The organism is Brevibacterium casei CIP 102111, assembly GCF_900169275.1.
GTDB classification, from domain to species: domain Bacteria; phylum Actinomycetota; class Actinomycetes; order Actinomycetales; family Brevibacteriaceae; genus Brevibacterium; species Brevibacterium casei.
Genome location: NZ_FXZC01000004.1, coordinates 523189 through 545482, shown reverse-complemented (window position 1 = coordinate 545482; position 22294 = coordinate 523189). Strand labels below are relative to the sequence as shown.

General features: G+C 68.6%; 16 protein-coding genes and 1 pseudogene. 9 read left to right on the top strand and 8 right to left on the bottom strand.

Annotated features, from left to right (window positions below; all coding sequences use genetic code 11):
- Nucleotides 1–172 precede the first annotated feature (172 nt).
- The gene (locus BC102111_RS12205) at nt 173–1402 is read left to right on the top strand and encodes a cobalamin-independent methionine synthase II family protein (RefSeq protein WP_009380246.1); all 1230 of its coding nucleotides are present in this window, start codon (nt 173–175) and stop codon (nt 1400–1402) included.
- 28 nt (nt 1403–1430) lie between these two features.
- On the opposite strand, the gene BC102111_RS12200 is transcribed toward BC102111_RS12205, so the two are convergent.
- Nucleotides 1431–2837, bottom strand: coding sequence for a TIGR01777 family oxidoreductase (locus tag BC102111_RS12200; protein WP_009380247.1), 1407 nt, complete (start codon nt 2835–2837; stop codon nt 1431–1433).
- A gap of 153 nt (nt 2838–2990) precedes the next feature.
- On the opposite strand from BC102111_RS12200, the gene BC102111_RS12195 reads away from it, so the two are divergent.
- Both BC102111_RS12195 and BC102111_RS18220 read left to right on the top strand, forming a co-directional pair.
- Entirely contained in the window at nt 2991–3398 is a 408-nt protein-coding gene (locus BC102111_RS12195) for a hypothetical protein (protein ID WP_101624493.1), read from the top strand.
- Nucleotides 3395–3604: pseudogene (locus BC102111_RS18220) on the top strand (hypothetical protein); the annotation flags it as partial. The gene BC102111_RS12195 and the pseudogene BC102111_RS18220, both read left to right, overlap by 4 nt.
- Here the strand turns inward: BC102111_RS18220 and betC are convergent.
- Nucleotides 3593–5452: a choline-sulfatase gene (betC, locus tag BC102111_RS12190; RefSeq protein WP_063248953.1), complete on the bottom strand. Its 1860-nt coding sequence runs from the start codon at nt 5450–5452 to the stop codon at nt 3593–3595. The pseudogene BC102111_RS18220 and the gene betC overlap by 12 nt on opposite strands.
- 156 nt (nt 5453–5608) lie before the next feature.
- Here betC and BC102111_RS12185 point away from each other — a divergent pair, with 156 nt between their 5' ends.
- Entirely contained in the window at nt 5609–6595 is a 987-nt protein-coding gene (locus BC102111_RS12185) for an SUMF1/EgtB/PvdO family nonheme iron enzyme (protein WP_009380255.1), read from the top strand.
- On the opposite strand, the gene BC102111_RS12180 is transcribed toward BC102111_RS12185, so the two are convergent.
- The 5 genes from BC102111_RS12180 to BC102111_RS12160 form a co-directional block, all read right to left on the bottom strand.
- Nucleotides 6554–8746 carry a BCCT family transporter gene (locus BC102111_RS12180; RefSeq protein ID WP_101624472.1) on the bottom strand — a complete coding sequence of 731 codons (2193 nt, stop codon included), beginning with the start codon at nt 8744–8746 and terminating at the stop codon, nt 6554–6556. The genes BC102111_RS12185 and BC102111_RS12180 overlap by 42 nt on opposite strands.
- Before the next feature lie 396 nt (nt 8747–9142).
- The gene (locus tag BC102111_RS12175; protein WP_101624471.1) at nt 9143–9934 is read right to left on the bottom strand and encodes an ABC transporter ATP-binding protein; all 792 of its coding nucleotides are present in this window, start codon (nt 9932–9934) and stop codon (nt 9143–9145) included.
- Between the two features lie 3 nt (nt 9935–9937).
- Nucleotides 9938–10936 carry an ABC transporter permease gene (locus BC102111_RS12170; protein ID WP_040342308.1) on the bottom strand — a complete coding sequence of 333 codons (999 nt, stop codon included), beginning with the start codon at nt 10934–10936 and terminating at the stop codon, nt 9938–9940.
- A gap of 80 nt (nt 10937–11016) precedes the next feature.
- Nucleotides 11017–12000 carry an ABC transporter substrate-binding protein gene (locus BC102111_RS12165; RefSeq protein WP_101624470.1) on the bottom strand — a complete coding sequence of 328 codons (984 nt, stop codon included), beginning with the start codon at nt 11998–12000 and terminating at the stop codon, nt 11017–11019.
- A gap of 261 nt (nt 12001–12261) precedes the next feature.
- Complete coding sequence (locus BC102111_RS12160) at nt 12262–14697, bottom strand: S9 family peptidase (protein ID WP_232252556.1); 2436 nt, start codon at nt 14695–14697, stop codon at nt 12262–12264.
- Between the two features lie 574 nt (nt 14698–15271).
- Here BC102111_RS12160 and BC102111_RS12155 point away from each other — a divergent pair.
- Genes BC102111_RS12155 through BC102111_RS12145 form a run of 3 tightly spaced genes read left to right on the top strand, consistent with a single transcriptional unit; the run spans nt 15272 to nt 18622 of the window.
- Nucleotides 15272–16408 carry a Bug family tripartite tricarboxylate transporter substrate binding protein gene (locus tag BC102111_RS12155; RefSeq protein ID WP_009380267.1) on the top strand — a complete coding sequence of 379 codons (1137 nt, stop codon included), beginning with the start codon at nt 15272–15274 and terminating at the stop codon, nt 16406–16408.
- Nucleotides 16405–17082 carry a tripartite tricarboxylate transporter TctB family protein gene (locus BC102111_RS12150; protein ID WP_009380269.1) on the top strand — a complete coding sequence of 226 codons (678 nt, stop codon included), beginning with the start codon at nt 16405–16407 and terminating at the stop codon, nt 17080–17082. Before BC102111_RS12155 ends, BC102111_RS12150 begins: the two co-directional genes overlap by 4 nt.
- 1 nt (nt 17083) lies before the next feature.
- On the top strand, nt 17084–18622 hold the full coding sequence (locus tag BC102111_RS12145) for a tripartite tricarboxylate transporter permease (RefSeq protein WP_095375045.1): 1539 nt from the start codon (nt 17084–17086) through the stop codon (nt 18620–18622).
- A gap of 84 nt (nt 18623–18706) precedes the next feature.
- Here BC102111_RS12145 and BC102111_RS12140 read toward each other — a convergent pair whose 3' ends face one another.
- A complete protein-coding gene (locus BC102111_RS12140) occupies nt 18707–20260 on the bottom strand; it encodes an MFS transporter (protein WP_176472390.1) in 1554 nt (517 codons plus the stop codon).
- Nucleotides 20261–20360: 100 nt separating this feature from the next.
- On the opposite strand from BC102111_RS12140, the gene BC102111_RS12135 reads away from it, so the two are divergent.
- Both BC102111_RS12135 and BC102111_RS18040 read left to right on the top strand, forming a co-directional pair.
- Nucleotides 20361–20882 carry a TetR/AcrR family transcriptional regulator gene (locus BC102111_RS12135; RefSeq protein ID WP_009380274.1) on the top strand — a complete coding sequence of 174 codons (522 nt, stop codon included), beginning with the start codon at nt 20361–20363 and terminating at the stop codon, nt 20880–20882.
- Nucleotides 20883–21359: 477 nt separating this feature from the next.
- Nucleotides 21360–22289 (top strand): putative endonuclease domain-containing protein, encoded by a 930-nt coding sequence (locus BC102111_RS18040; RefSeq protein WP_223289972.1) that lies wholly within the window; start codon nt 21360–21362, stop codon nt 22287–22289.
- Nucleotides 22290–22294 lie beyond the last annotated feature (5 nt).

The window sequence follows — 22294 nt, the reverse complement described above, 5'->3', positions numbered from 1 at the left end:
GAGGCGACTCCCTCGCCCCCTGCGACCGCAGATGACGACTCACACCCCTGAGCGGACACGCATGTGATTGCCTGAAAGGGCCCGCCGATGCGCTCCGCGCCGGCCGCCGCCCGGCGACCACCGCGGCGACCACCTCGGCGAACGACATCCGAACGAGAGAAGGAGTCCCTCCATGGCCACGATCCGCACCTCGCACGCCGGTTCCCTGCCCCGCACCCCCGAACTGCTCGAGGCGAACAGGGCCAAGCAGGCCCAGAACACCGCCCGCCTCGCCGGGGAGACCGTGACCGACGACGACACCGAACGCTACGACGAGCTGCTCACCGCGAGCGTCGTCGACCTCGTGGGGCGCCAGCGCGACCTGGGGATCTCGCTCCCCAACGACGGCGAGTACGGTCATGCGATGGCTGCCGACTTCGACTACGGCGCGTGGTGGCACTACTCGTTCGCCCGCACCGACGGCCTCGAACTCGACGACGTCGACAAGTGGGAGGCCCCGGCGAAGCGCTCCGAGCCCGGAGCGATCCGGCTGACGAGCTTCGGCGACCGCCGCGACCGCAACCTCTTCGCCGGTGTCTACGGAGATGAGAGTGCGGGCACCGACACCGGCACCCAGCCCCAGTTCCCCAAGGCCACAGGACCGATCAGCTACATCGGCCAGGCCCAGGTCGCCGCCGACATCGCGAACCTCAAAGCCGGTCTGTCGGCTGCCGGATACGACACTCGCGACGGCTACATCAATGCGCTCTCACCCGGCTCGGCGTCCCGCATCGCCAACGAGCACTACGCCACCGAGGAGGAGTTCATCTGGGCGTGGGCCGATGTCCTCCGGGAGGAGTACCTCGCCATCACCGAGGCGGGGCTGACCGTCCAGATCGACGACCCCTCGCTCGCGGAGAACTTCGACCAGATCAATCCCGAGCCGAGCTTCGACGACTATCGGGCCTTCACGCAGATCCGCATCGACGCCCTCAACCACGCCCTGCGCGGCATCGACCCCGCCCAGGTCCGGGTCCACACGTGCTGGGGCTCCTGGCACGGCCCGCATGTCACCGACCTGCCGTTCGCCGAGATCGTCGACCAGGTGCTCACGATCAACGCCGCCGGCATCACCTTCGAAGCCGCGAACGTCCGCCACGAGCACGAGTGGCGGATCTGGGAGGACACGACACTGCCCGAGGGCAAGTACCTCATCCCCGGCATCGTCTCGCATGCGACGAACGTCGTCGAGCATCCCGAGCTCGTCGCCGAACGCATCAGCCGCTTCGCGAAACTCGTCGGCCCCGACAACGTCGTCGCCTCGACCGACTGCGGCCTCGGCGGGCGCGTCCACCCGGAGATCGCCGTCGCGAAGCTCCAGGCGCTCACCGAAGGCGCGGCACTCGCCTCGGCGCGACTCTGACACCGATCGCCCGCACCGAGCCGGTCGCTCAGGCGCCCTTGCCGAGCTCCTCGACGAGGCAGTCGTCGAGCGTCGGATGGGCGAACTGGTACCCGGTCTCCTCGAGCTTGGTCGGCAGGACCTTCTGATCGGCCAGGGCGAGCTCCCTGGCACCGTCCCGACCGAGGACGAGTTCGGTGACGAACCCGGGCGTCGGGATCCGGGCGGGGCGGTGGAGGTGGGAGGCGAGCGCCTCGGCGAACTCCTTCTGTGTGATGAGCTCGGGGGCGACCGCATTGACCGGGCCGCGCACATAGTCGGTGAGCACGGCGTGGACGTACGAGCGGGCAAGATCGTCGAGGGAGACCCAGGCCAGACCCTGCTCTCCGCTGCCGAGCCGCCCGCCGGCTCCGGCGAGGTAGAGCGGGGCCTGCGCTCTGAGGAACCCGCCGAGCGTCGTCAGCGCGATGCCCGAGCGGATCGAGACCCACCGGATGCCGGCGTCCTCGACCCGGGAGGCGGCGGCCTCCCAGTCACGGCAGAGCTCGGCGAGGAACCCCTCCCCGAACGCTCCCGATTCGTCGACGGGCACCTCGGCATGGGCACCGTAGGCGCCGACCGCCGAGGCGCAGACGAAGACCTCGGGGCGCTTCGCCTCGGGCAGGGAGCACATCGTCTCGGCGAGCAGCGTCGTCGAGTCGATCCGCGAGGACCGGATCTCCTCCTTCGCCTTCTTCGTGAACCGGGTTGCGATCGACTTCCCGCCGAGGTGGACGACCGCATCCGCCCACGCGAGGTTCTGCGGATTGAGGATCCCGACCTCGGGATCCCAGTGCACCTCGTAGGGGAACTTCGGCGTCCCGCGCACGAGGAGGCGCACATAGTGCCCGGCGGTGGAGAAGAGAGCCGCGACCTGCCGCCCGACGAGTCCGCTGCCGCCGGCGATGAGGATGTGCTTGCCTTTGCCCTTGCCGATCCGCAGCAGCGGTGCGCTCATCCGTTCGAGGAACGCGAAGTCCATGAGCAGGCGCCGCTGACGGGCTTCGAACGTCGCCTCGATGTAGTGGGTGATGGAGCGGTCGATCGTCTCGAAGCCCTGCGGGGTCATCGAGAACTCGATCGTGTCGGTGATCTGTGAGCCCCCAGCCTCCGAGGTGAACTCATGAGTGTGCTTCCACTGGCTGAGCGGGCCCTTCATCAGCTCGTCGACGAAGGAGAACCGCGACGGCCCTTCGGAGTGGACGGCGGTGAAGGGGCGGCGGACAAGTCCGTAGCTGCCGGGCAGGCTCGCCTTGACCTCGGCGACCGAGCCGGGCGCGAGCGGAGGATAGCTCTCCTGGACGACCTCCTGGGCCCAATGCGGTGAGACGCGGGTGAGTGCTCCGGGCTGAGCGTGCCAGTCGAAGACGGTCTCTGCGGCGAGCGGGACTTCCGAGGTCCACTCGAACTTGGTCATGACATCCCTCCTGTCCTCCGATCTTCCCACCCCAACCTCAAAGTGTGATCCACAACTCGCCCAATGCCCGGTGAATTGGCAGACAACCGACCTTGACCGATCACCGTCGGCACCCATTGCGCAGATGTATGCATGACGCATATGATTCCCGGCATGGCAACGCCCCAGCACTCCGACCTCGAGACCGCGGTGAATGCGTGGCATGAGGCAGTGAACTCAGGAGACCTCGACCGGTGCGCCGAGGCGGTCGGCGATCCCGTCGTCGTCCTCGGTCCCAAGGGGGCGGGACCGATCAGTCCCGCGGACTTCGCCGGCTGGGTCGCACGCTCGGGCATCCGTCTGCGCCCCCGCTCCTGGCACCCGATCAGCGAACGCCTCATCGTCGTCGAGCAGGACGCGACCTGGCCGCAGACTCCGACGCCGACGCGCGTGGCCACGGTCTTCCGCGCCTCCGCCGGTGTCGTCACCGCCGCCCTGCGGCTCCCGGATCTCCGGTCCGCACTCGAGCTCGCCTTCATCTGCAGGGAGATGGCGGCCACCGAGGAGCCGCCCACACCATGAGCGCCCCCGCCGCCCACCCGCTCTTCGCCTTCGTCCGCCGGTTCTCCCGCATGCCCATCACCGGCGAAGACGCCGTGGCCGAGAATGGTCGGCTCGTCCTCGTCGCCGAGGCGGTCGATGCCCTCGCACGGCAGGACATCGAGCCCACGGTCAACGCTGTCGCCGCTGAGATCGGGATCGACCAGTCCGGAGCGTCACGGCTCATCACGGCCGCCGCGGACGCCGGACTCGTCGCCACCGCCGCCTCGGCCCATGACGCGAGACGGCGGACCGTGCACCTCACGCCGACCGGGCAGCGGCTGCTCGTCGATGCCCGTCAGTGGCAGGGCGAGGTCGCCGACCGGCTCACCGCCGGCTGGTCCCGCAAGCGCCGGGAGGAGTTCTTCGCGGCGCTGAGCGAAGTCGTCGCCACGGCCGACGCCCTCGACCTCTGAATCGCGCGCAGCCGCCGGTCGCCGTGTGAACGCCGGGCCGCGCACATCCGGTCCCCGCCCAGCCGTCTGCTCGCGCAGGTCGGGGATCTTCCCGAACCGGAACGCCGCCCAGAAGTCCCCGCGGACGTACCCGTTGTCGACCGTCGGTTCGAAGTCCCAGTGGCGGACGTGCCCGACCCGGAGGGCATCGGCGACGAGATGACGGCTGCGCTGGGAGGCGAGCACATGGTCTTCGATGACCTCAAGGTCGCAGCGGGCCGCGATCGCCGTCCGCAGCTGCGCGACGGCCTCGGCGTACTCCGGTGAATCCGCGCGATTGTGGAGCTCGTCCGGATCGTCCGCGAGGTCGAAGAGCAGGTCGGGATCGCCGGGGCAGACGGTGAGCTTGAGGGTCCCGCGCACGATCGTCACCTGCGGTCGGTACGTCCCCTCGGCGAAGTACTCGATGAGGATGTCCCTGTCCCCCGGCCCCTGCTCCCCTGCCGCCTCCCGGCGAGCCGATTCGAGGAGGGAGAGCCCCGAGAGCCCCCGGTCGGCGTGGTGGGCGGCCCCGCCGGTGCCGGTGTGCGCGATCTCGACGAGGGTGGGGGCGAGGTCGAGCAGGGAGACGGGGTCGGCGTACCGGCCGGGGAGGACCACCTCGGCGGGGCCGGAGACGATGAGCGGGACCCGGGAGGACTGCTCGTACGGGGACATCTTGTACCAGAGCCCCTTCTCCCCGAGCATGTCGCCGTGATCGCTCGTGACGATGACGACGGTGTTCGCGTCGAGTCCGAGATCGCGCAGACGCGCCGTGATCGCCCCGACGTGGTCGTCGATGTAGGACACCGCGGCATAGTAGGCCCGCCGGGCACGGCGGACATCCTCGAGCAAAGGCGCCCGTTCGTCGAGCCCGGACATCGTCCGCAGCCGGTGGCTGTGGGGATCGACGGCCGGGTCGGGAACCTCCGGGTGGGCAGGGTCGGGGATGGCCGCCTCGGCGAAGCGGTCCCAGTGCTCCCTGGGCGGTTCGTACGGGTCGTGGGGGTGGATGAACGAGGTGACCATGAGGAACGGCTGGTCCTCGCCGGCCGCCTGGTTCGCCCGCTTCCGGTCGCCCAGATGGCGCAGGGTCCGGAAGATCACCTCGTCGTCGAAGTCCTGCTGGACGTTCGCCGTCGCCGCTCCCGCGGTGAAGACGGGATCGGCCTCGTGGTACCACTGGAGCCTGTCGTGGAGCGGTCGCGTCCAGTCGGGGACCATGTCGAGGTCGGCCGGGTAGACGTCGGTCGTCAGCCGCTCCTCGAAGCCGTGGTGCTGGTCGGGGCCGATGAAGTGCATCCGCCCGATGAGGGCGGTGTGGTAGCCGAGCTTGCGCAGCCGGTGGGCGAACGTCGGCACCGAAGCGGCGAAGTCATCGCCGTTGTCGAGGCAGTCGATCTCCGAGGGCATGCGCCCGGTCATCATCGACGCCCGCGAGGGGGCGCACAGCGGAGTCGTGCAGTAGGCACGGTCGAAGACGGCACCGGATTCTGCGAGCTCGTCGATGTGCGGGGTCAGTGCCGCCTCGTTGCCGTAGGCGCCGAGAGCTTCGGCCGCCATCTGGTCGGCCTGGATGACGACGATGTTCGGGGGTTGCATATGCTGGTCACGTCCTTGCGAATGAGGGCGCGACCATCGTCGGGCGCGCCGTGAGCTACGTCGGTGAGGTGGGGAATGGAGTCATGCTGCGGTCCTTCGCGGACATCGCCGACCGAGTCCGACGGGCAGGCGTCGCCCCCACCCGAGGTGGGTGTTGTGGAAGAAGAATCCCCCGCCGAGGTGGCTGTGCCGAGCAGGGAACCGTCCCGCGACGAGGACGGCGTCATCGCCGCCCTCGCCGAGTACGCGTCCGCCGAGATGCGCATGGTCGGCCTCACCGGCGGGGTCTTCCGCATGGGCAGCGAGGATTCCCTCGCCTACCCGGAGGACGGTGAGGGGCCGGTCCGTGAGGTGGATATCGCTCCATTCGCGATCGCGGCGACGACGGTCACACGCGCCGAGTTCGCCGCGTTCGTCCTCGCCACCGGTCACCGCACCGGCGCCGAGGCGTACGGTGATTCGCTCGTCTTCGCCGGTCTCCTCGACGCCGAGGCCCTCGAAACCTCCCCGGCTGTGGCGGCGACCCCGTGGTGGCGGCAGGTCGCGGGTGCGTCGTGGCTGCACCCCGAGGGCCCGGGCCGCACTCTGGTCGGGCAGGGCACCGCCGCCGGCGGCGAGCACGGCAACGGCCAGGAGCGCGGTGCCGACGCGAGGCTGAGAGCGGACCATGCGTTCATCGTCGCACGCCCCGACCATCCCGTCACCCACGTGACGCGGTATGACGCCGAGGCCTATGCCGAGTGGGTGGGCGCCCGGCTGCCGACCGAGGCCGAATGGGAGTTCGCGGCCCGCGGCGGACTCGACCAGCAACCCTACCCGTGGGGGTCGATCCGGGAACCTGACGGTGTCCCGCGGATGAAGACCTTCGTCGGCGCCTTCCCCGACCACCCCACCGAACCGGTCGGCACCGTCGCTGTCGACGCGTACCCGCCGAACGGCTTCGGGCTGCACAACATGACCGGCAACGTCTGGGAGTGGACGAGCGGAAGCTTCGGTCCCGATGATGCGCGGGCGGTCATCCGCGGCGGCTCGCACCTCTGCCACGCCTCGTACTGCCGCCGTTACCGCACCTCAGCGCGCAGCGCGGTCACCCCGGAGACGTCACTCGGTCACACGGGATTTCGCCTCGCCGTCGACCTCTGAGGCCGACCGGGGCTCGGCGTCTGCGGACTCATCCGGCGCGGACTCAGCGTCCGAGGCGGAGTCGGGGGTCGCCTCGGCGGGGGCGGTGTCCTTCGTCTCCGGAGTCCAGCCGTCCTCCCACTCCCCGGTGCCGTAGTCGTAGCCGACGGGCTCGCCGTCCTCATCGGTGCGCTGGTACCAGTCGGTGTAGGCCTCGTCCTCGGAGACGATGTCGCCGTTCGCACCGTCGCCGGGTTCGGTCGGCACGACCTGGAGGGCGAAGTTGTCGCCGTAGGTCTCGGCGCCGGCGACGACGGCGTTGTCGACGGCGTTCTGCGCGTACCGGCGGCGCAGGGCCATCGGGTCGGTGCGCAGCTCCTTGACCCACGCGACGATGATGAAGAGCATGACGAGGGCGAAGGGGACGGCGGTGACGATGACGAGCTGCTGGAGACCCTCGAGTGCGCTCGCGTCGCCGAGGAGGAGCATGACGACGGCGATGCCCGACATCACGAGACCCCAGAAGACGACGACCCACTTCCGCGGTGACTGGTCGCCGCGGCTCGTGAGCATGCCCATGACGACGGACGCGGAGTCGGCCGAGGTGATGAAGAAGATCGCGAGGACGACGATCGCGACCGCCGGCAGCCAGCCGAGGAAGGGGAGGTTGTCGATGAGGGTGAAGAACACCTCGGGGGCGGCCATGGTGTCGGTGAAGCCCGCCGCGCCCTCCCGGTAGAGCCAGATCGACGTTCCGCCCATGATTCCGTAGGCGACGAAGAGGAGCGTCGAGGGGATGAAGATCGTGCCGAGGATGAACTGGCGGATCGAACGGCCACGGGAGATGCGGGCGATGAACGTGCCGACGAACGGCGACCACGAGATCCACCACGCCCAGTAGTAGACGGTCCACACGGACTGGAACTCCTGGGTCTCGGCACCCCACGACAGCGACCGGCCCATGAGGTCGAAGAACGACCCGAGGTACTCCATGAGCGCCGAGGGCAGGAGGTTGAGGAGGAAGAGGGTGGGGCCGAGGAAGAGGACGAGGCCGACGATGCCGATCGTGAGCACGATGTTGATCGAGGACAGGTAGCGGATGCCGCGGGAGACCCCGGAGACCGCGGAGATGATGAAGCCGATCGTGAGCACGCAGATGATGCCGACGAGCATCGCGTTCGTCATCGGTCCGACACCGGTGACGATGCTCACCCCGGTGCCGATCTGCATCGCGGCGATGCCGAGGGCCGCGGCGGTGCCGAAGAGGGTGGCGACGATCGCGAAGATGTCGACGAGCTTGCCCGCGAAGCCCTCAGTCTGACGCTTGCCGAAGAGGGTGCGGAAGATCGAGGAGAGGAGCAGAGAGCGTCCGCGCCGGTACCCGGCGTAGGCGATCGCACCGCCGACGAGGGCGTACATCGCCCACGCGTGGAAGCCCCAGTGGTAGTAGGTCTGGGCCATCGCACCGTGGAGGGCCTCGGTCGTCTCGGGGTCGTTCGTCAGCGGCGGCGGGGTGATGAAGTACGTGAGCGGTTCGGAGGGGCCGAAGAAGAGGACGCCGATGCCGATGCCTGCGGCGAAGAGCATCGCCACCCACGCGAACGTGCTGAACTCGGCCTTCTCCCCGTCCTTGCCGAGCGGGATCCTCCCGTACGGGGAGAACGCGAGGATGAGGAGGGAGACGAGGACGACGATGGCGACGAGGTTGAAGAACCAGCCGACGTTGAGCGTCGACCAGTCGAAGGCGCCTTGGGCCACCGAGGCAACGCTGCCGGGATCTGAGATGCCCCAGATGACGAAGGCGACCGTGAGTGAGCCCGCGACCGCGAAGATCACCTTGTCGATCGAGTACCGTCGCCGCTGCTCGTCGATGGCGATGCCGGGGACGAGGATCGGGTGGATGTCGTGCGGGTACTGGGCGTTCGGATCGAGCGTCGGATCGGCCGCCGTCGCGGTGTCCCGTTTGGGGCGGGCGTAGTCGAGGGCGCCGAGGCGCTTGCCGGTGTCCCTGCCCACGCGTTTGGCATCACGGCCGACCCGTTTCGCATCCCTGCCCACTCGTCGCGCGTCGGCCTTGAAGCGGTCGCGGGTGACTCTGCGGGCGGTGGTGTGCTCGGGCGGAGTGTGATGATGCGCGGAGCGCTGGGTGTCGCTGACCGAATCATCGGACATGACGAAGGGCCTTTCTCAGTTGTCGATCTCGCACCGGCCTCCGGGCCGCGGCATCTCGGCCGGGGCTGCTCAGCAGTCCGGCGGCACGACGTCCGCGGCACTCACGACCACGCGAACCATCTCAGCCGCGCGGGAGGCGCAGGGGGCCGGTCACGGCAACGGGACTTGGCTCACCCGTTGCGGCCCACGGTCGTTGAGGCTAACAGCATCGCGCGGGCTTCTCAACGCCGCGGCGACGCATTCGGACGCATCGGCACTCGGCAGTCGACCCTGCCGCACCGACGCTTGCACACCGGCAGACGGGGCACGCGGACCCACGCCGACGGCCGGCCCGCGGAGTCGCGGACCGGCCGTGGTCGGGGCGGGGCTGCCGAGCATCCCGGCAGCGCACAGCGCTCAATTGAGCAGTGCGCGGTCTCCGAGAGAGGCGCCCTTGAGCTTCGAGAACTCGCCGAGGAGGGTCTCGACGGTGAGCGTTTTCTTCGCCTCGGCGTCGGCCTCGTAGATGATGCGCCCTTCGTGCATCATGATGAGCCGGTTGCCGAGCGCGATCGCCTGCTCCATATTGTGCGTGACCATGAGCGTGGTCAGACCGTCGGCGGCGACGATCTTCTCCGTCAGCTCGGTCACGAGCGCTGCCCGCTGCGGATCGAGCGCGGCCGTGTGCTCGTCGAGGAGGAGGATCCGCGGCTGCGTGAACCCGGCCATGAGCAGGCTCAGCGCCTGCCGCTGGCCGCCCGAGAGCAGCCCGACCTTCGTCTTCAGCCGGTTCTCGAGTCCGAGTTCGAGGGTCTCGAGTTCGGCACGGAACCGCCTCCGCCTCGCCGAGGTGGTCCCCCGACCCAGCCCCCGCCGCTGTCCGCGGCGCAGCGCCAGGGAGAGGTTCTGCTCGATCGTCAGGTCGGGTGCGGTGCCCGCCATCGGGTCCTGGAACACCCGCCCGAGGTAGGCGGCCCGATGGTATTCGCGCTTCTTCGCCACCTCGGCGCCGTCGATCGTGATCGACCCGGAGTCGATGGGCAGACGTCCGGAGATCGTGTTGAGCAGCGTCGACTTGCCCGCACCGTTCGAGCCGATGACGGTGACGAAGTCGGACTCCTCGAGGGTGAGCGAGAGCCCCTGGAGAGCCTTGCGCTCGTTGACGGTGCCGGGGAAGAAGGTCTTCGAGATCGTGTCGATGGTCAGCATGGCTCAGCCCTCCCTGCCCGCCGAGGCGGTCGTCGTCCCCGGCGTCCCCGTACCCGCCCCGGCAGGCGCGGCGTGGACGGCGGCGGGGTCGTCGGTGGTGCCCGGAGGCAGCTTCGTCGGCGCCCGGTTGCCGCGGCTTCCGAACGACGGGATCCGTTTGAGGAAGCCCCACCTCGGCAGGAGGAGGGCGACGATGACGAGGAGCGCGGTGGTGAGCTTCATGTCATCGGTGTTGAGGCCCGCGCGCAGGGCGAGGAAGATGATGATCCGGTAGATGACCGACCCGAGGATCGCGCCGAGGCTGGCCATGACGATGTTCCGGTTGCCGAAGATCGCCTGGCCGAGGATGACCGAGGCGAGACCGACGAGGATGAGTCCGATGCCCATGCTGATGTCGGCGAAGCCCTGGTACTGCGCGATGAGCGCCCCGCAGAGCGCGACGAGACCGTTCGAGAGCGCGAGCGTGAGCATCGTCGTGTTGTCGGTGTTGACGCCGAGGCTGCGGATCATCTCGCGGTTGTTGCCCGTGGCCTGGATGGCGAGCCCGAGGTCGGTGGTGAGGAACCAGTCGACGAGGAACTTGAGCACGAGGGTGAAGGCGACGAGGATCGCGATCGACACCCACGAGCCCAGCCACATGTTCTCCCGCAGCGGCGTGAAGACGGTGTCCTCGCGCAGCAGTGAGAGGTTCGCCGCGCCCATGATCCGCAAGTTGATCGACCACAGGCCGATCATCGTGAGGATGCCGGCGAGCAGACCGTCGATGCCTCCCTTGGTGTGGAGGAGACCGGTGATGAAGCCGGCGACGAGGCCGGCTCCGATCGCGGCCAGGGTCGCGAGGAAGGGGTTGACGCCGGCGATGATGAGGGAGGCCGCGGTGGCGCCGCCCGTGGTGAAGCTTCCGTCGACGGTGAGGTCGGGGAAGTTGAGGACCTTGAAGGTGAGGTAGACGCCCAAGGCCATGGCTGCGTAGATGAGCCCGAGCTCCAGTGCTCCGTACATTGCTGTCCGATCGGATTGTCAGGATGGGTGAGGTCGCACGCGGGCCCGCGGGAGGGAGCTCCCGCGGGCCCGCCTCGGCGTCATTCGATGACGGTGTCGGCCTCGTCGATGAGGTTCTGCGGGATCTCCGCGCCCTGCCGCTTCGCGGCCTCCGGGTTGACGACGAGTTCGAGCGTGTCGCTCGTCTCGACCGGCAGGTCGGCCGGCTTCGCGCCGTCCTTGAGGACCTTCAGCGCCATCGCACCGGTCTGCTCTCCGAGCTTCGTGTAGTCGATGCCGCGAGTGATCGCCGCACCCTGTTCGACCTGTCCGGCCTCGGAGCCGACGAGCAGCGCCTTGTTCTTCTCCGCGGCCTGGACCATCGTCGTCACCGCGGAGACGACGTTGTTGTCGGTGGGCACGTAGTAGGCGTCGACCTTGCCGAGCGAGTCGACGGCCTGGCCGAGCTCACCCGAGTTCGCGATCGTCGCCTCCTTGATCTCGAGGCCCATGCCCTTCGCGGCCTCCTTCGCGAGGTCGACCTGGACCTGCGAGTTGACCTCACCGGAGCTGTAGACGATGCCGACGGTCTTCGCGTCCGGCTTGACGTCCTTGACCAGCTGCAGCTGATCGGCGACGGGGTTGAGGTCCGAGGTGCCGGTGACGTTGCCGCCCGGTGCCTCATTGGACTGGACGAGACCGGCTTCGACCGGATCGGTCACCGCGGTGAAGAGGACCGGCTTGTCCGTGATCGCCTGCGCCGCTGCCTGCGCGGCGGGGGTGGCGACGGCGAGCACGAGGTCGAGGTCGGAGCTCGCGAAGTTCTGTGCGATCGATGTCGCGTTGGCCTGCTCGCCGTTGGCGTTCTGCTCATCCCAGTCGACCTCGACTCCTGCGTCCTCGAACGACTTCTTGAAGCCGGAGGTCGCGGCGTCGAGCGCCGGGTGCTGGACGAGCTGGGAGATGCCGATGCTGTAGGAGTCCCCTCCGCCCTCACCTCCGCCGCTGTCACCGCCGGAACACGCGGACACCGCAGCCATCGAGCCGACTGCGACGATCGCGACAGCCAGTTGCTTGAGACGCATACTTCTCCCCTTTGAAAAATTCGGTCCGGCATCTGCGGACCGCAACGAACCCATGCGCGTCCTCGATCGTCTCCGTCGTCGGCGACGATCAAGGCATCAGCCGTCCCCACCCGGACTTCGCCCTCTCCGATGAGGGCGAAGTCCGGGTGGAGACGACTGCCATAGTGACCACTCTATTCGGCACCTGAGGTGCCCGTGGCCCGAATCACGCTTTGGGGACGTTTCGTCAGCAGATCGTTATCTGCCGAGCCGAACGTCCGCTCAGGGCTCGATGACGACGTCGGAACGTCCCAGAACCCCGAGCATCCACGCGAAGTCGAAGGCCGTCTCCTTCCACGCGTCGTAGCGCCCCGACGCGCCGCCGTGCCCGGCGGCCATCTCGGTCCGCAGGATCACGTCGGCGCCGACCTCGCGCAGACGGGCCACCCATTTGGCCGGCTCGACGTAGAGGACCCGGGTGTCGTTGAGTGAGGTCACGGCGAGGATCTTCGGGTGGGCCGCCTCGGCGACGTTCTCATAGGGGGTGTAGGAGCGCATGTACTCATACACCTCGGGGTCGTGGAGCGGGTCGCCCCATTCCTCCCATTCGATGACGGTGAGCGGAAGCTCGGGCATGAGGATCGAGGTGAGCGCATCGACGAAGGGCACGTGCGCGCTCACACCGGCGAAGAGCTCGGGGGCCATGTTGACGATCGCGCCCATAAGAAGGCCGCCGGCGGACCCACCGGTGGCGACGAGCTGCTCCGGGGTCGTCCATCCCGCCTCGACGAGGTGGCGTGCGACCGCGATGAAGTCGGTGAAGGTGGTCACCTTCGCCGTCGTCTTGCCCTCGTCATACCAGTGCCGGCCCATCTCCCCGCCGCCGCGGACGTGGGCGATCGCGTAGACGACCCCGCGGTCGAGCAGCGAGAGCCGGGCGACGGAGAAGTACGGGTCGACGCTGATCTCGTACGATCCGTAGCCGTAGAGGATGAGCGGCGCCGAGGCGGCCGGCCGTCCCTGCTCGTCGACGTCGACGAGGTCGGTGCGGTAGACGAGCGAGACGGGGATGCGGGTGCCGTCGGAGGCACTCGCCCACACGAGGCTCTCCCCGTAGGCGCCGAGGTCGACGGAGCCGAGCACGGGCTGGCGCTTGAGGACCGTGTCGGTGCCGGTGGCGACATCGTGCTGGTAGACGACGGCCGGGGTCGACATCGAGGTGAAGGTCAGGCGCACGGTCGGCTGGTCGAACTCGGGGTTGGGCCCGAATCCGAGGGTGCCCGTCTCCCTGTCGAATGGCAGCTCGACAAGCGGCGCGTACGGGACCGTCGGGTCGCCGGTGAGACGGACGATGCCGACTCGGGCGAAGCCGCCTCGGCGATAGGAGATGACGACGAAGTCGGCGAACGCGTCGACCTCCTCGATGCGCAGCCCGGAGACGTCGGCGAGCACCCGCCGTCCGGTCGTCGTCGGATCCGCACCGGTGCCCGCGGGTTCGTCGACGGCATCGGCGGTCTCGGTCGCGTCCCCGGTCGGATCGGCGGCCGGGACGTCGACGATGTCGAAGTCGGCGCGGTCGCGGTTGTGGGTGATGAGGAAGCGGTCCTCGCCGGAGACGACGGCGTGTTCGACGGAGTACTCGACCCCGTCGACCCGGGGCCAGATCTCCTGCGGGGCCGCCTCGAGGTCGTCGCCGCGCAGCCGCCAGTACCCGGTCGTCGTCTTCGAGCCGGTGACGATGAAGAGGTAGCGCTCGGACCGGGAGAAGCCGACGCCGACGAAGAACCGTTCGTCGGGTTCGTGGAAGATGCAGACGTCTTCGGCGCCGCTCGCCTCGGAGGCGGCGGTCGGGTCGGTCGCTGAGGCGTCGCCGACGCCGTCGCCTGTGACCGTGTGGCGCCAGACCTTCTCCGGACGCCATGCCTCGTCGACCGTCGTGTAGAAGACGAACCGGCCGCTCGGGTCGATCGTCGCGCCGGCGAACGTGTTCTCGATCCGGTCTGGCAGGTCTTCGCCCGTGGAGAGGTCGCGGATGCGCAGGACGTAGCGTTCGTCGCCGGCGGTGTCGACGCCGTAGAGGAGGTAGCGGCCGTCCTCGGTGAGGGAGAACGTACCGAGTGAGAAGAAGTCCGTGCCGCGCGCCGCCTGGTTCGAGTCGAAGACGACCTCTTCGCCGGACAGCGGATCCTCGCCGATCTCCGGCGGAGTCCAGTCGCCGTCGTCGGCTGCAGGGACGCGGACGTGGATGCCGTAGTCGAGGCCCGCCTTCGTCCGTGTGAAGTACCAGTAGCCGCCGCGCCGCGTCGGCACGGACATGTCGGTCTCCTTGATGCGGTTTTTGATCTCGGTGAAGATCGCCTCGCGCAGCGGTTCGAGCTCGGCGGTCTGCGCCTCGGTCCACGCGTTCTCCGCCTCGAGGTGGGCGATGACCTCGGGCGAGTCCTTCTCCCGCATCCACTCGTAGTCGTCGACGAAGGTGTGGCCGTGGTGGGTGCGCTCGTGCGGGATCTTCTTCGCCACCGGCGCCGAGGTGGGGGTGGGTGCCGAGTTCCCGGAGCCGGCAGTGGCGGGAGTTGTGGCCGATTCTGACGGGGACGCAGCAGCAGCTGAGGCGGATGCCGCGGTGGCGGACGCAGGGGTGGCGGTCGCAGGAGCGGGTGTCGAAGAATCGGATGTCGACGAGTCGGCAGCGGACTTCGAGGGGTCGGAAGACGTCATGCCCCCACCATAACCACCGCGCCAACTCAACCACACCCACCGCTCTCACCCGCCCACACCCACCAGCCCCACCCGTTTGCGGTCGAAGAACCGAGGGAAATCGCCTCTCAGGGCCAAATCTCCTCGGTTTATCGACCACAAGCGGGGCCCGAGAGGACGGTCCCAGCCGCACACTCCCGCCCGCACACGCACTGCACCGCCGCTCCAAACCGACCCCGGCCGCCGCTCCACCCCGCCCACACCCACTACTCCCACCCGTTTGTGGTCGCAAAACCGAGGGAAAACGCGCCTCTGGGCTGAATCTCCTCGGTTTATCGACCACAAACGGGGCTCGAGGGGACGACCCCAGCCACTGACGGGGCTCGGGAGGGGTACGCCCAGCCACTCACTCCCAATCCCACGCGCTCAAAGATGAGCAGAATGCGCAGAAGGCGCAGAACGCGCGAAACGAGATCAATGCGCTCAAACAGGCACCGTGACCTGGGCCACAATAGAATCGGTCGCACATATGTCGGTGAGGCCGAGCGCCGCCGCCGGCACACATACACGTCTTCGATGATGAAGAAGGGACCCGATGATGCAGTCCTCCGGCGACGCGAGTCCGCCCGGCAGCCCCGATCCCGGCGGCACCGGCGCTGGCGACACCGACCCCTCCCCCAACACCGCAAACCCCAACACCGCAAACCCCAACGCCGCAAACTCCGGCAACAGGAACTCCGGCGTCTCCCGGCGCATGTTCGGACGGGTCGCCTACGGCGTCCTCGCGGTGGCCGCGATCGGCACGGCGACGGGATACTCGATCCGGTCCGCCTCGGCGAAGGGAGATCTCTCCTCCAACCTCACGCTCATCGCCCCGGCCGGCGCCGGCGGCGGCTGGGACGGATTCGCCCGCGAGACGCAGCAGGCGATGCGGGCGACCCGCACGGCGAACAACGCGCAGGTCGTCAACATCCCCGGCGCGGGCGGGACCATCGGTCTCGGCAAGTTCTCGACGATGCACGGACGCGCGGACACGATCCTCGCCACAGGCACCGCGATGGTCGGCGGAATCGCCCTCAACGACTCCCCCGTCGGCTTCGACGACACGACGCTGCTCGCCCGCGTCGCCGAGGACTACGACGTCCTCATCGCCGCCGCCGACTCCCCGTATGACACCCTCGAGGACGTCATGACCGCATGGCAGGAGGACCCCGAAGGCTTCGTGTGGACAGGCGGGTCGGCCGGTTCGGTCGACCATCTCACGATCGCCCAGCTCGCGCAGCTCGGCGGGATCCCCGGTTCGTCGATCACCTACATCCCCAAGTCCGGCGGCGGCGAGTCGATCCAGACCCTGCTCTCGGGCACCACCGACTTCGCCTCGACCGGGTTCAACGAGGTCTCCGACCAGATCGAGGCCGGGCGCGTCAAGGCGATCGGCATCGCCGCCCCCGAACGCCTGGCCGGCTTCGAGGACATCCCGACGATGAGCGAGCAGGGCTTCGAGGTCACCCTGACGAACTGGCGCGGCTGGCTCGGCGCCCCCGGCATCACCGCCGACGAGACCGCGGAGCTCGTCGGCATGCTCGAGGCGACCCGCAACAGCGCCGAATGGAAGGACGCCCTGACACGCAACCAGTGGACGGACGTGTGGCTGACTGGTCAGGCGTTCGCCGACTTCATCGTCGAAGACACCAAGCGCATCGAAGCGCTCCTTGAGGAGTTGGGACTGTGAGCACGACAACGGACACACCCGCACGGACCCGGACGGGCCACCTCGGCGAGGGGACCTGGTGGCACGGCCGCTCGGGTCTGCTCGTCCCGCTCATCCTCGGTGCGTTCTCGACGTACCTGCTCATCGGGATCCTCACGATGGAGGTCGCCGAGGACTCCGATCCGCCCGGCCCGCAGTTCTTCCCGATGATCATCATGGTCCTCGGGTACGTGATCACGGTCCTCCTCGTCCTCGCGATCATCCGCAATCCCGAACCCGTCGACGCCGACACGGCCGCCCCCGCCGAGGCGAGGGAGGAGAAGGCGTTCTCCACCCCGGTGACCTCGGCGGTCGCCGCCTCCCGGCTGTCCCCGCACGAGGAGGACGAGCCGAGTGCGGATCGTCGAGCCCTCGCCGAGGCGCGCGCTGAGGATGCCAGGCACCGGACCCATTCCGATTTCACCTCCCTGGCCTGGGCGATCGGCGGCTTCGCCGCGTTCGCCGGGATCCTCGAGTTCGCCGGGTGGATCATCGCCGCCGCCCTCCTCTTCTGGTGCGTGGCCCGCGCGATGGGATCGAGGCGCCCGCTCTTCGACCTCACGCTCGCGCTGACGTTCTCCTCTCTCGTCTACCTCGCCTTCGCGGTCCTCCTCGGACTCAATCTGCCCTCGGGTCTGCTCGGAGGGGGGTTCTGACATGGATGCTCTCTCCTCCCTCATGGAAGGGTTCACCCACGCGCTCACCCCGATGAACCTGCTCTGGGTGCTCGTCGGCTGCTTCCTCGGCACCGCTGTCGGTGTGCTCCCAGGTCTCGGCTCGTCGATGGCTGTGGCGCTGCTCCTGCCGATGACCTTCGCCCTCGACCCGACGGGCGCGTTCATCATGTTCGCCGGCGTCTACTTCGGCGGGCTCTTCGGCGATTCGACGATGGCGATCCTCATGAACACCCCGGGGCAGGCCTCGGCGATCGCCTCGACGTTCGAGGGCCACAAGATGGCCAGGGCCGGCAGAGCCCCGCAGGCGCTCGCGACAGCGGCGATCGGGGCGTTCATCGGCGGGTTCGTCTCGTGCTTCCTCGTCGTCTTCATCGGGCCCCTGCTCGCGGACCTCTCGGCGAACTTCGGTCCCGCCGAGTTCTTCGCGCTCGCACTCTTCGCCTTCGTCGCCACCTCCTCGGTGGTCGCCGACTCCGTGCTCAAGGGGCTCATGGCGCTCCTCCTCGGCATCGGGATCTCGGTCATCGGCATCGACTCGGTCTCGGGCACGGAGCGGTTCACGTTCGGGGTGCCCGAGCTCTTCGACGGCGTCTCGCTCGTCACGGTCACCGTCGGCATGCTCGCCCTCGGCGAGGTCTTCTACATCGCCTCCCGGATCAGGCGGAAGGCCGCCGACAACACGATCAACGCCTCGGGCCGGCCGTTCCTCTCGGGACGCGAATTCAAGGAGGCGCTGCCGGCGTGGCTGCGCGGCACGGCGATCGGCCTGCCCTTCGGCGTCGTCCCCGTCGGCGGTGCCGACGTGCCGACGTTCATGGCCTACGGGCTCGAGCGCAAGCTCGACTCCCGCCGGAAGGACCCGCAGTTCGGCAAGGGCGCGATCCGCGGCCTCGCCGCGCCTGAGGCTGCCGGCAGTGCGACGACGGGCATCGCGATGGGCGCGCTCTTCGCGCTCGGGCTGCCGATCTCGGCGACCGCGGCGATCATGCTCGCCGCCTTCCGCCAGTACGGCCTCCAGCCGGGACCGCTGCTCTTCGACCGGGCCCCGGAGCTCGTGTGGGCGCTCATCGCGAGCTTCTTCATCGCGATGATCGTCCTCCTCATCATCAACCTGCCGTTCGCCCCGCTGTGGGCGAAGCTGCTCAAGATCCCCGAGCCCTACCTCTACGGCGGCATCGCGGTCTTCTGCGGGCTCGGCATCTATGCGACCTCGGCGTCGACGTTCGAGCTCTTCGTCCTCCTCGGGATCGCGATCATCAGCTTCGTCCTCAAGCGCTACGGGGTTCCCCTGGCGCCGCTGATGATCGGCATGGTGCTCGGCCCGCTCGCCGAGACGAACCTCCGCGACGCGCTGCTCGCCTCGGGCAACGACCTCTCGGTGCTCATCTCCTCGCCGATCGCCGTCGTCCTCTACCTCATCCTCATCGCCGCCCTCATCTACACGGGCACCGGCCGGGTCCTCGCCCGCCGGAGGCAGAGGGCGAGGGCCGACGACTCCGAGGCCCTCGCCGCTCGCTGACCGCGGGGATGTGAGGCACCGAAGCGCCGAGGTGGGGAGGACGATCAAGTCCTCCCCACCTCGGCGCTTCTCATCGTGGGAGCGTCAGTGCGCGGACACGGGCTCCCGCACCTCAGCGGCCTCGGTCTGCGGTCCGCGGCCGGCGCCCTTGAGGCCGAAGGCCGTGAGGACGGCGGCGGTGAGGACGACGACGGTCGCGCCCCCGGCCGCCCACTGCACGCCGAGGTCGAAGGCGCGCACAACGGTGTCGGCGAGCTCATCGCCGAGGCGGCCGCCGATCTCACCGGCGCGCTCGAGCGCGGATCCGAGCGTCTCGAACGCCGGATCCTCGGCCCTCTCGCCGAGGTGGGAGGCGAGCTGGCGGCCGAAGACCATCGTCGTCAGGCCGCCGAGGACGGCCGTGCCCATGACCGAGCCGAACTCGTAGGCGGTCTCGGAGATCGCCGAGGCGGCTCCGGCCTTGTCCGCCGGCACCGCGGAGAGGATGAGGTCGTTGGTGATCACCTCGGCGGTGCCGATGCCGGCGCCGAGGACGATGAAGGAGATGATCATGCCGGGCACGCTCGGCTCCGGGGTGAAGGCGACGAAGCCGAGGCCGGTCGCGTTGAGGGCGAGCGCGGCGGGGACGACGATGCGCGGCTGGATCCGGGCGACGAGCGGGACGGCGAGGTAGCCGGCCGCGATCGACATGATCAGTCCGGGGACCAGGGCGAGCGCGGCCTCGACCGGGGAGAGGCCGAGGACGAGCTGGAGGACCTGCGTGCCGAAGTAGAGGAACCCGGCCAGCCCCATGAGGCTGAGCAGGTTCGCCGTCACCGCCGAGGTGAACACGGCGTTGGCGAAGAGCCGGACGTCGAGCATCGGGTTGGCGGACGCCAGCTGCCGGCGGACGAAGAGGAACCCGGCGATGAGCGAGACGATGACTGCTGCGACGAGGAGCCAGTCGAGGCCCTCGGACATTCCGTGTTTGATCGCGAAGACGAGCGGGGTGAGCGTGAGCATCGAGAGCACGATCGAGAGAGGATCGATGGGGCCGGGGTTCGGGTCGCGGGACTCCGGCAGGAGGAGGAGCGCGGCCGGGATGAAGAGCGCGATGAGGGGGAGGTTGATGAAGAAGATCGAGCTCCAGTGGAAGTGCTCGAGGAGGACGCCGCCGACGACGGGACCGAGCGCGGCACCGCCGCCGAAGAGCGCGGCCCACGTCGCGATCGCGATCCGCCGGTCCCTGGCGTCGAGGAAGATGTTGCGGATGAGCGAGAGCGTCGAGGGCATGAGCGTGGCGCCGAAGACGCCGAGGAGGGCGCGGGCGACGATGAGCATCTCCGGGGTCGTCGAGAACGCCGCGAGCAGGGACGCGGCCCCGAAGCCGATGGCACCGATGACGAGGAGTAGCCGGCGCCCGAAGCGGTCGCCGATGCTGCCCATCGCGACGAGGAGTCCGGCGAGCATGAGCGCATAGATGTCGACGATCCACAGCAGCTGGGTGCCTGTGGGGTGGAGGCCGGTGCTGATCGCCGGCAGGGCGAAGCCGAGCACCGTGTTGTCGATCGAGATGAGGAGGACAGGGATCATCAGCACAGCCAGGCCGAGCCATTCACGCCGGCCGGCGCGCACAGGTGGAGTCTGCGTTGTGAACATGCTTCAACTGTACCGTCTAGACGGTATAGTTCCAAGGGTTGGGTCGGCGGTGAGGCCGGACTCACAGTCGGTGCGCAGTATCTCGGTTAGGCTCGTGTCCATGGCACGGAATTCCGCCGATACGAGGGAGAAGCTCCTCGACGCCTTCGACAGGCTGCTCGAACAGCACGGCACTGCCGGGGCGACGCTCGACGCCGTCGCCGCCGAGGCGGGAGTGTCCAAGGGCGGCCTGCTCTACCACTTCGGGTCGAAGGCGAAGCTCATGCAGGGCAGCCTCGACCGCTTGCGCCGCCTTGTCGACGCCGACATCGCGGCGATGCGATCCTCCGAACTCGGCCCCCACATCTACTACCTCGAGACCTCGGCGGAGATGGGGACGCCACTCGACCTCAGCCTCATCGCCGCGACCCGCCTGGCGCAGGAGCACGACGAGGCGCGGGTGGCGCTGCGGGAGACGCGCGAGCAGTGGTTCGCCGTCCTCAACGACCACCTCGGCGACCCGCACCTGGCGATGACGATCCAGCTCATCGGCGACGGAATGTACCTCAACCAGAACTTCGGGCTCTCGGAGTCCGAGGCGCTCGTCCACGTCAAGGACGTCCTGGCGCGCCTGGGACTGTAGGGCGGCGGGCGCGCCTGGGCCCGGCGGGTGTCTGGACGTTTTAGGCAGGTTTCCGCGCCGTTTCTCTGCCTAGAACGTCCAGGACTCGGCCGTTCTGCCCGAGGACCATCGAGTGAGGACGTCGCTGTCCGGCGGTCAGGCTCCCATCGCACCGCACTCGTGCACGAACGCCTGTGGACCCCACCCCTACGCGGTGCGCCCCCACTTCTCATAGCCCACGACTTCAACAGGCGATTCTTGGTCACTTCGGACAGGTTCCAGAGCCAGAAACCAGCCTGAAACGTCCAGGTCTCGGGCCGCCACAACTGTTGCGCGCCGATTGCTGCCGGCATTGCGTATCTCGCCGACCACATGTGTGCAGACGACGATGATCGGCGAGCCGACTCGTGTGCAGATCGCCTGTGGGTGGCGACACCGTTTCCACAAGCACGCAAATGTCGCTTTCCACAACTATCTTCTTCGCGGAGCATCGACGATATGTTCACTCCAGGCCCGTGGGAGTTGCGCGACTACTCCCCGCTCTTCCGCGCGAACGCTGCCGAACAGCGCGGGATCTCACGGCACAAGCTCTTTCACTCGGGCCGCTATCCTGTCGTCGTCCCCGGTGTCCGCATGGATCGCGAATCGACAGTCGCCTACCCCACGCCGCAGTGGGCCGATCAGAGTTGGATCGACGACGCCCAGCGGCTGCGAGCCGTGGGCCTCAAGTACCCGAATGTCGCCGCCGGCTTCGCAACAGCGGCCCGGCTCTTCGGTTGGCCGTTGCCGAGAGTTCTACAGACATCCGAACTCGATGTGTGCTCTGACGACATGAACATGCGCATCCGTCTCCCGGGCGTTCGCCTTCACCGGACGAAGGTCTTCGTCGCCTGCGAGTACTTCGACCTGCCGGTGGTCATACCCCTGTACGTCTTCGTCGCTCTCGGACCAGCGTTGTCTCTCCACGACCTCGTGAGACTCGGCGACGCCGCGGTTGGCAACTGGCATGGGCCACCCCAGATCGACCTCGACAGACTGCGCGCCTACGTCTCCGAGACGCGAGGAATCCGCTCCCGTCGCCACCTGCTCGATGCTCTCGCGCTCGTCCGCCCCACGGTCGACTCGCCGCGGGAGACCGACCTGCGACTGTGGGCGCGCTCGGTCGGTCTGCCCGAACCCACGGTCCATCCGCGCATCTTCTGCCCGAGCATCGACCGCGTCGTCGAACCCGATCTCGGCTACGAGAACGAGAAGCTCGCGCTCGAATACGACGGCGACCACCACCGGACGTCGAAGGACCAGTGGAACAGGGACATCACCCGCGACGAGGCGATGCGCCTCGAGGGATGGACGGTATTCAGGGTCACCGGCCGCACGAACTACCGCCAGCTCGAGGAAAAGATCCGTCATCACCTCGGCCTGAGCTGAACAGT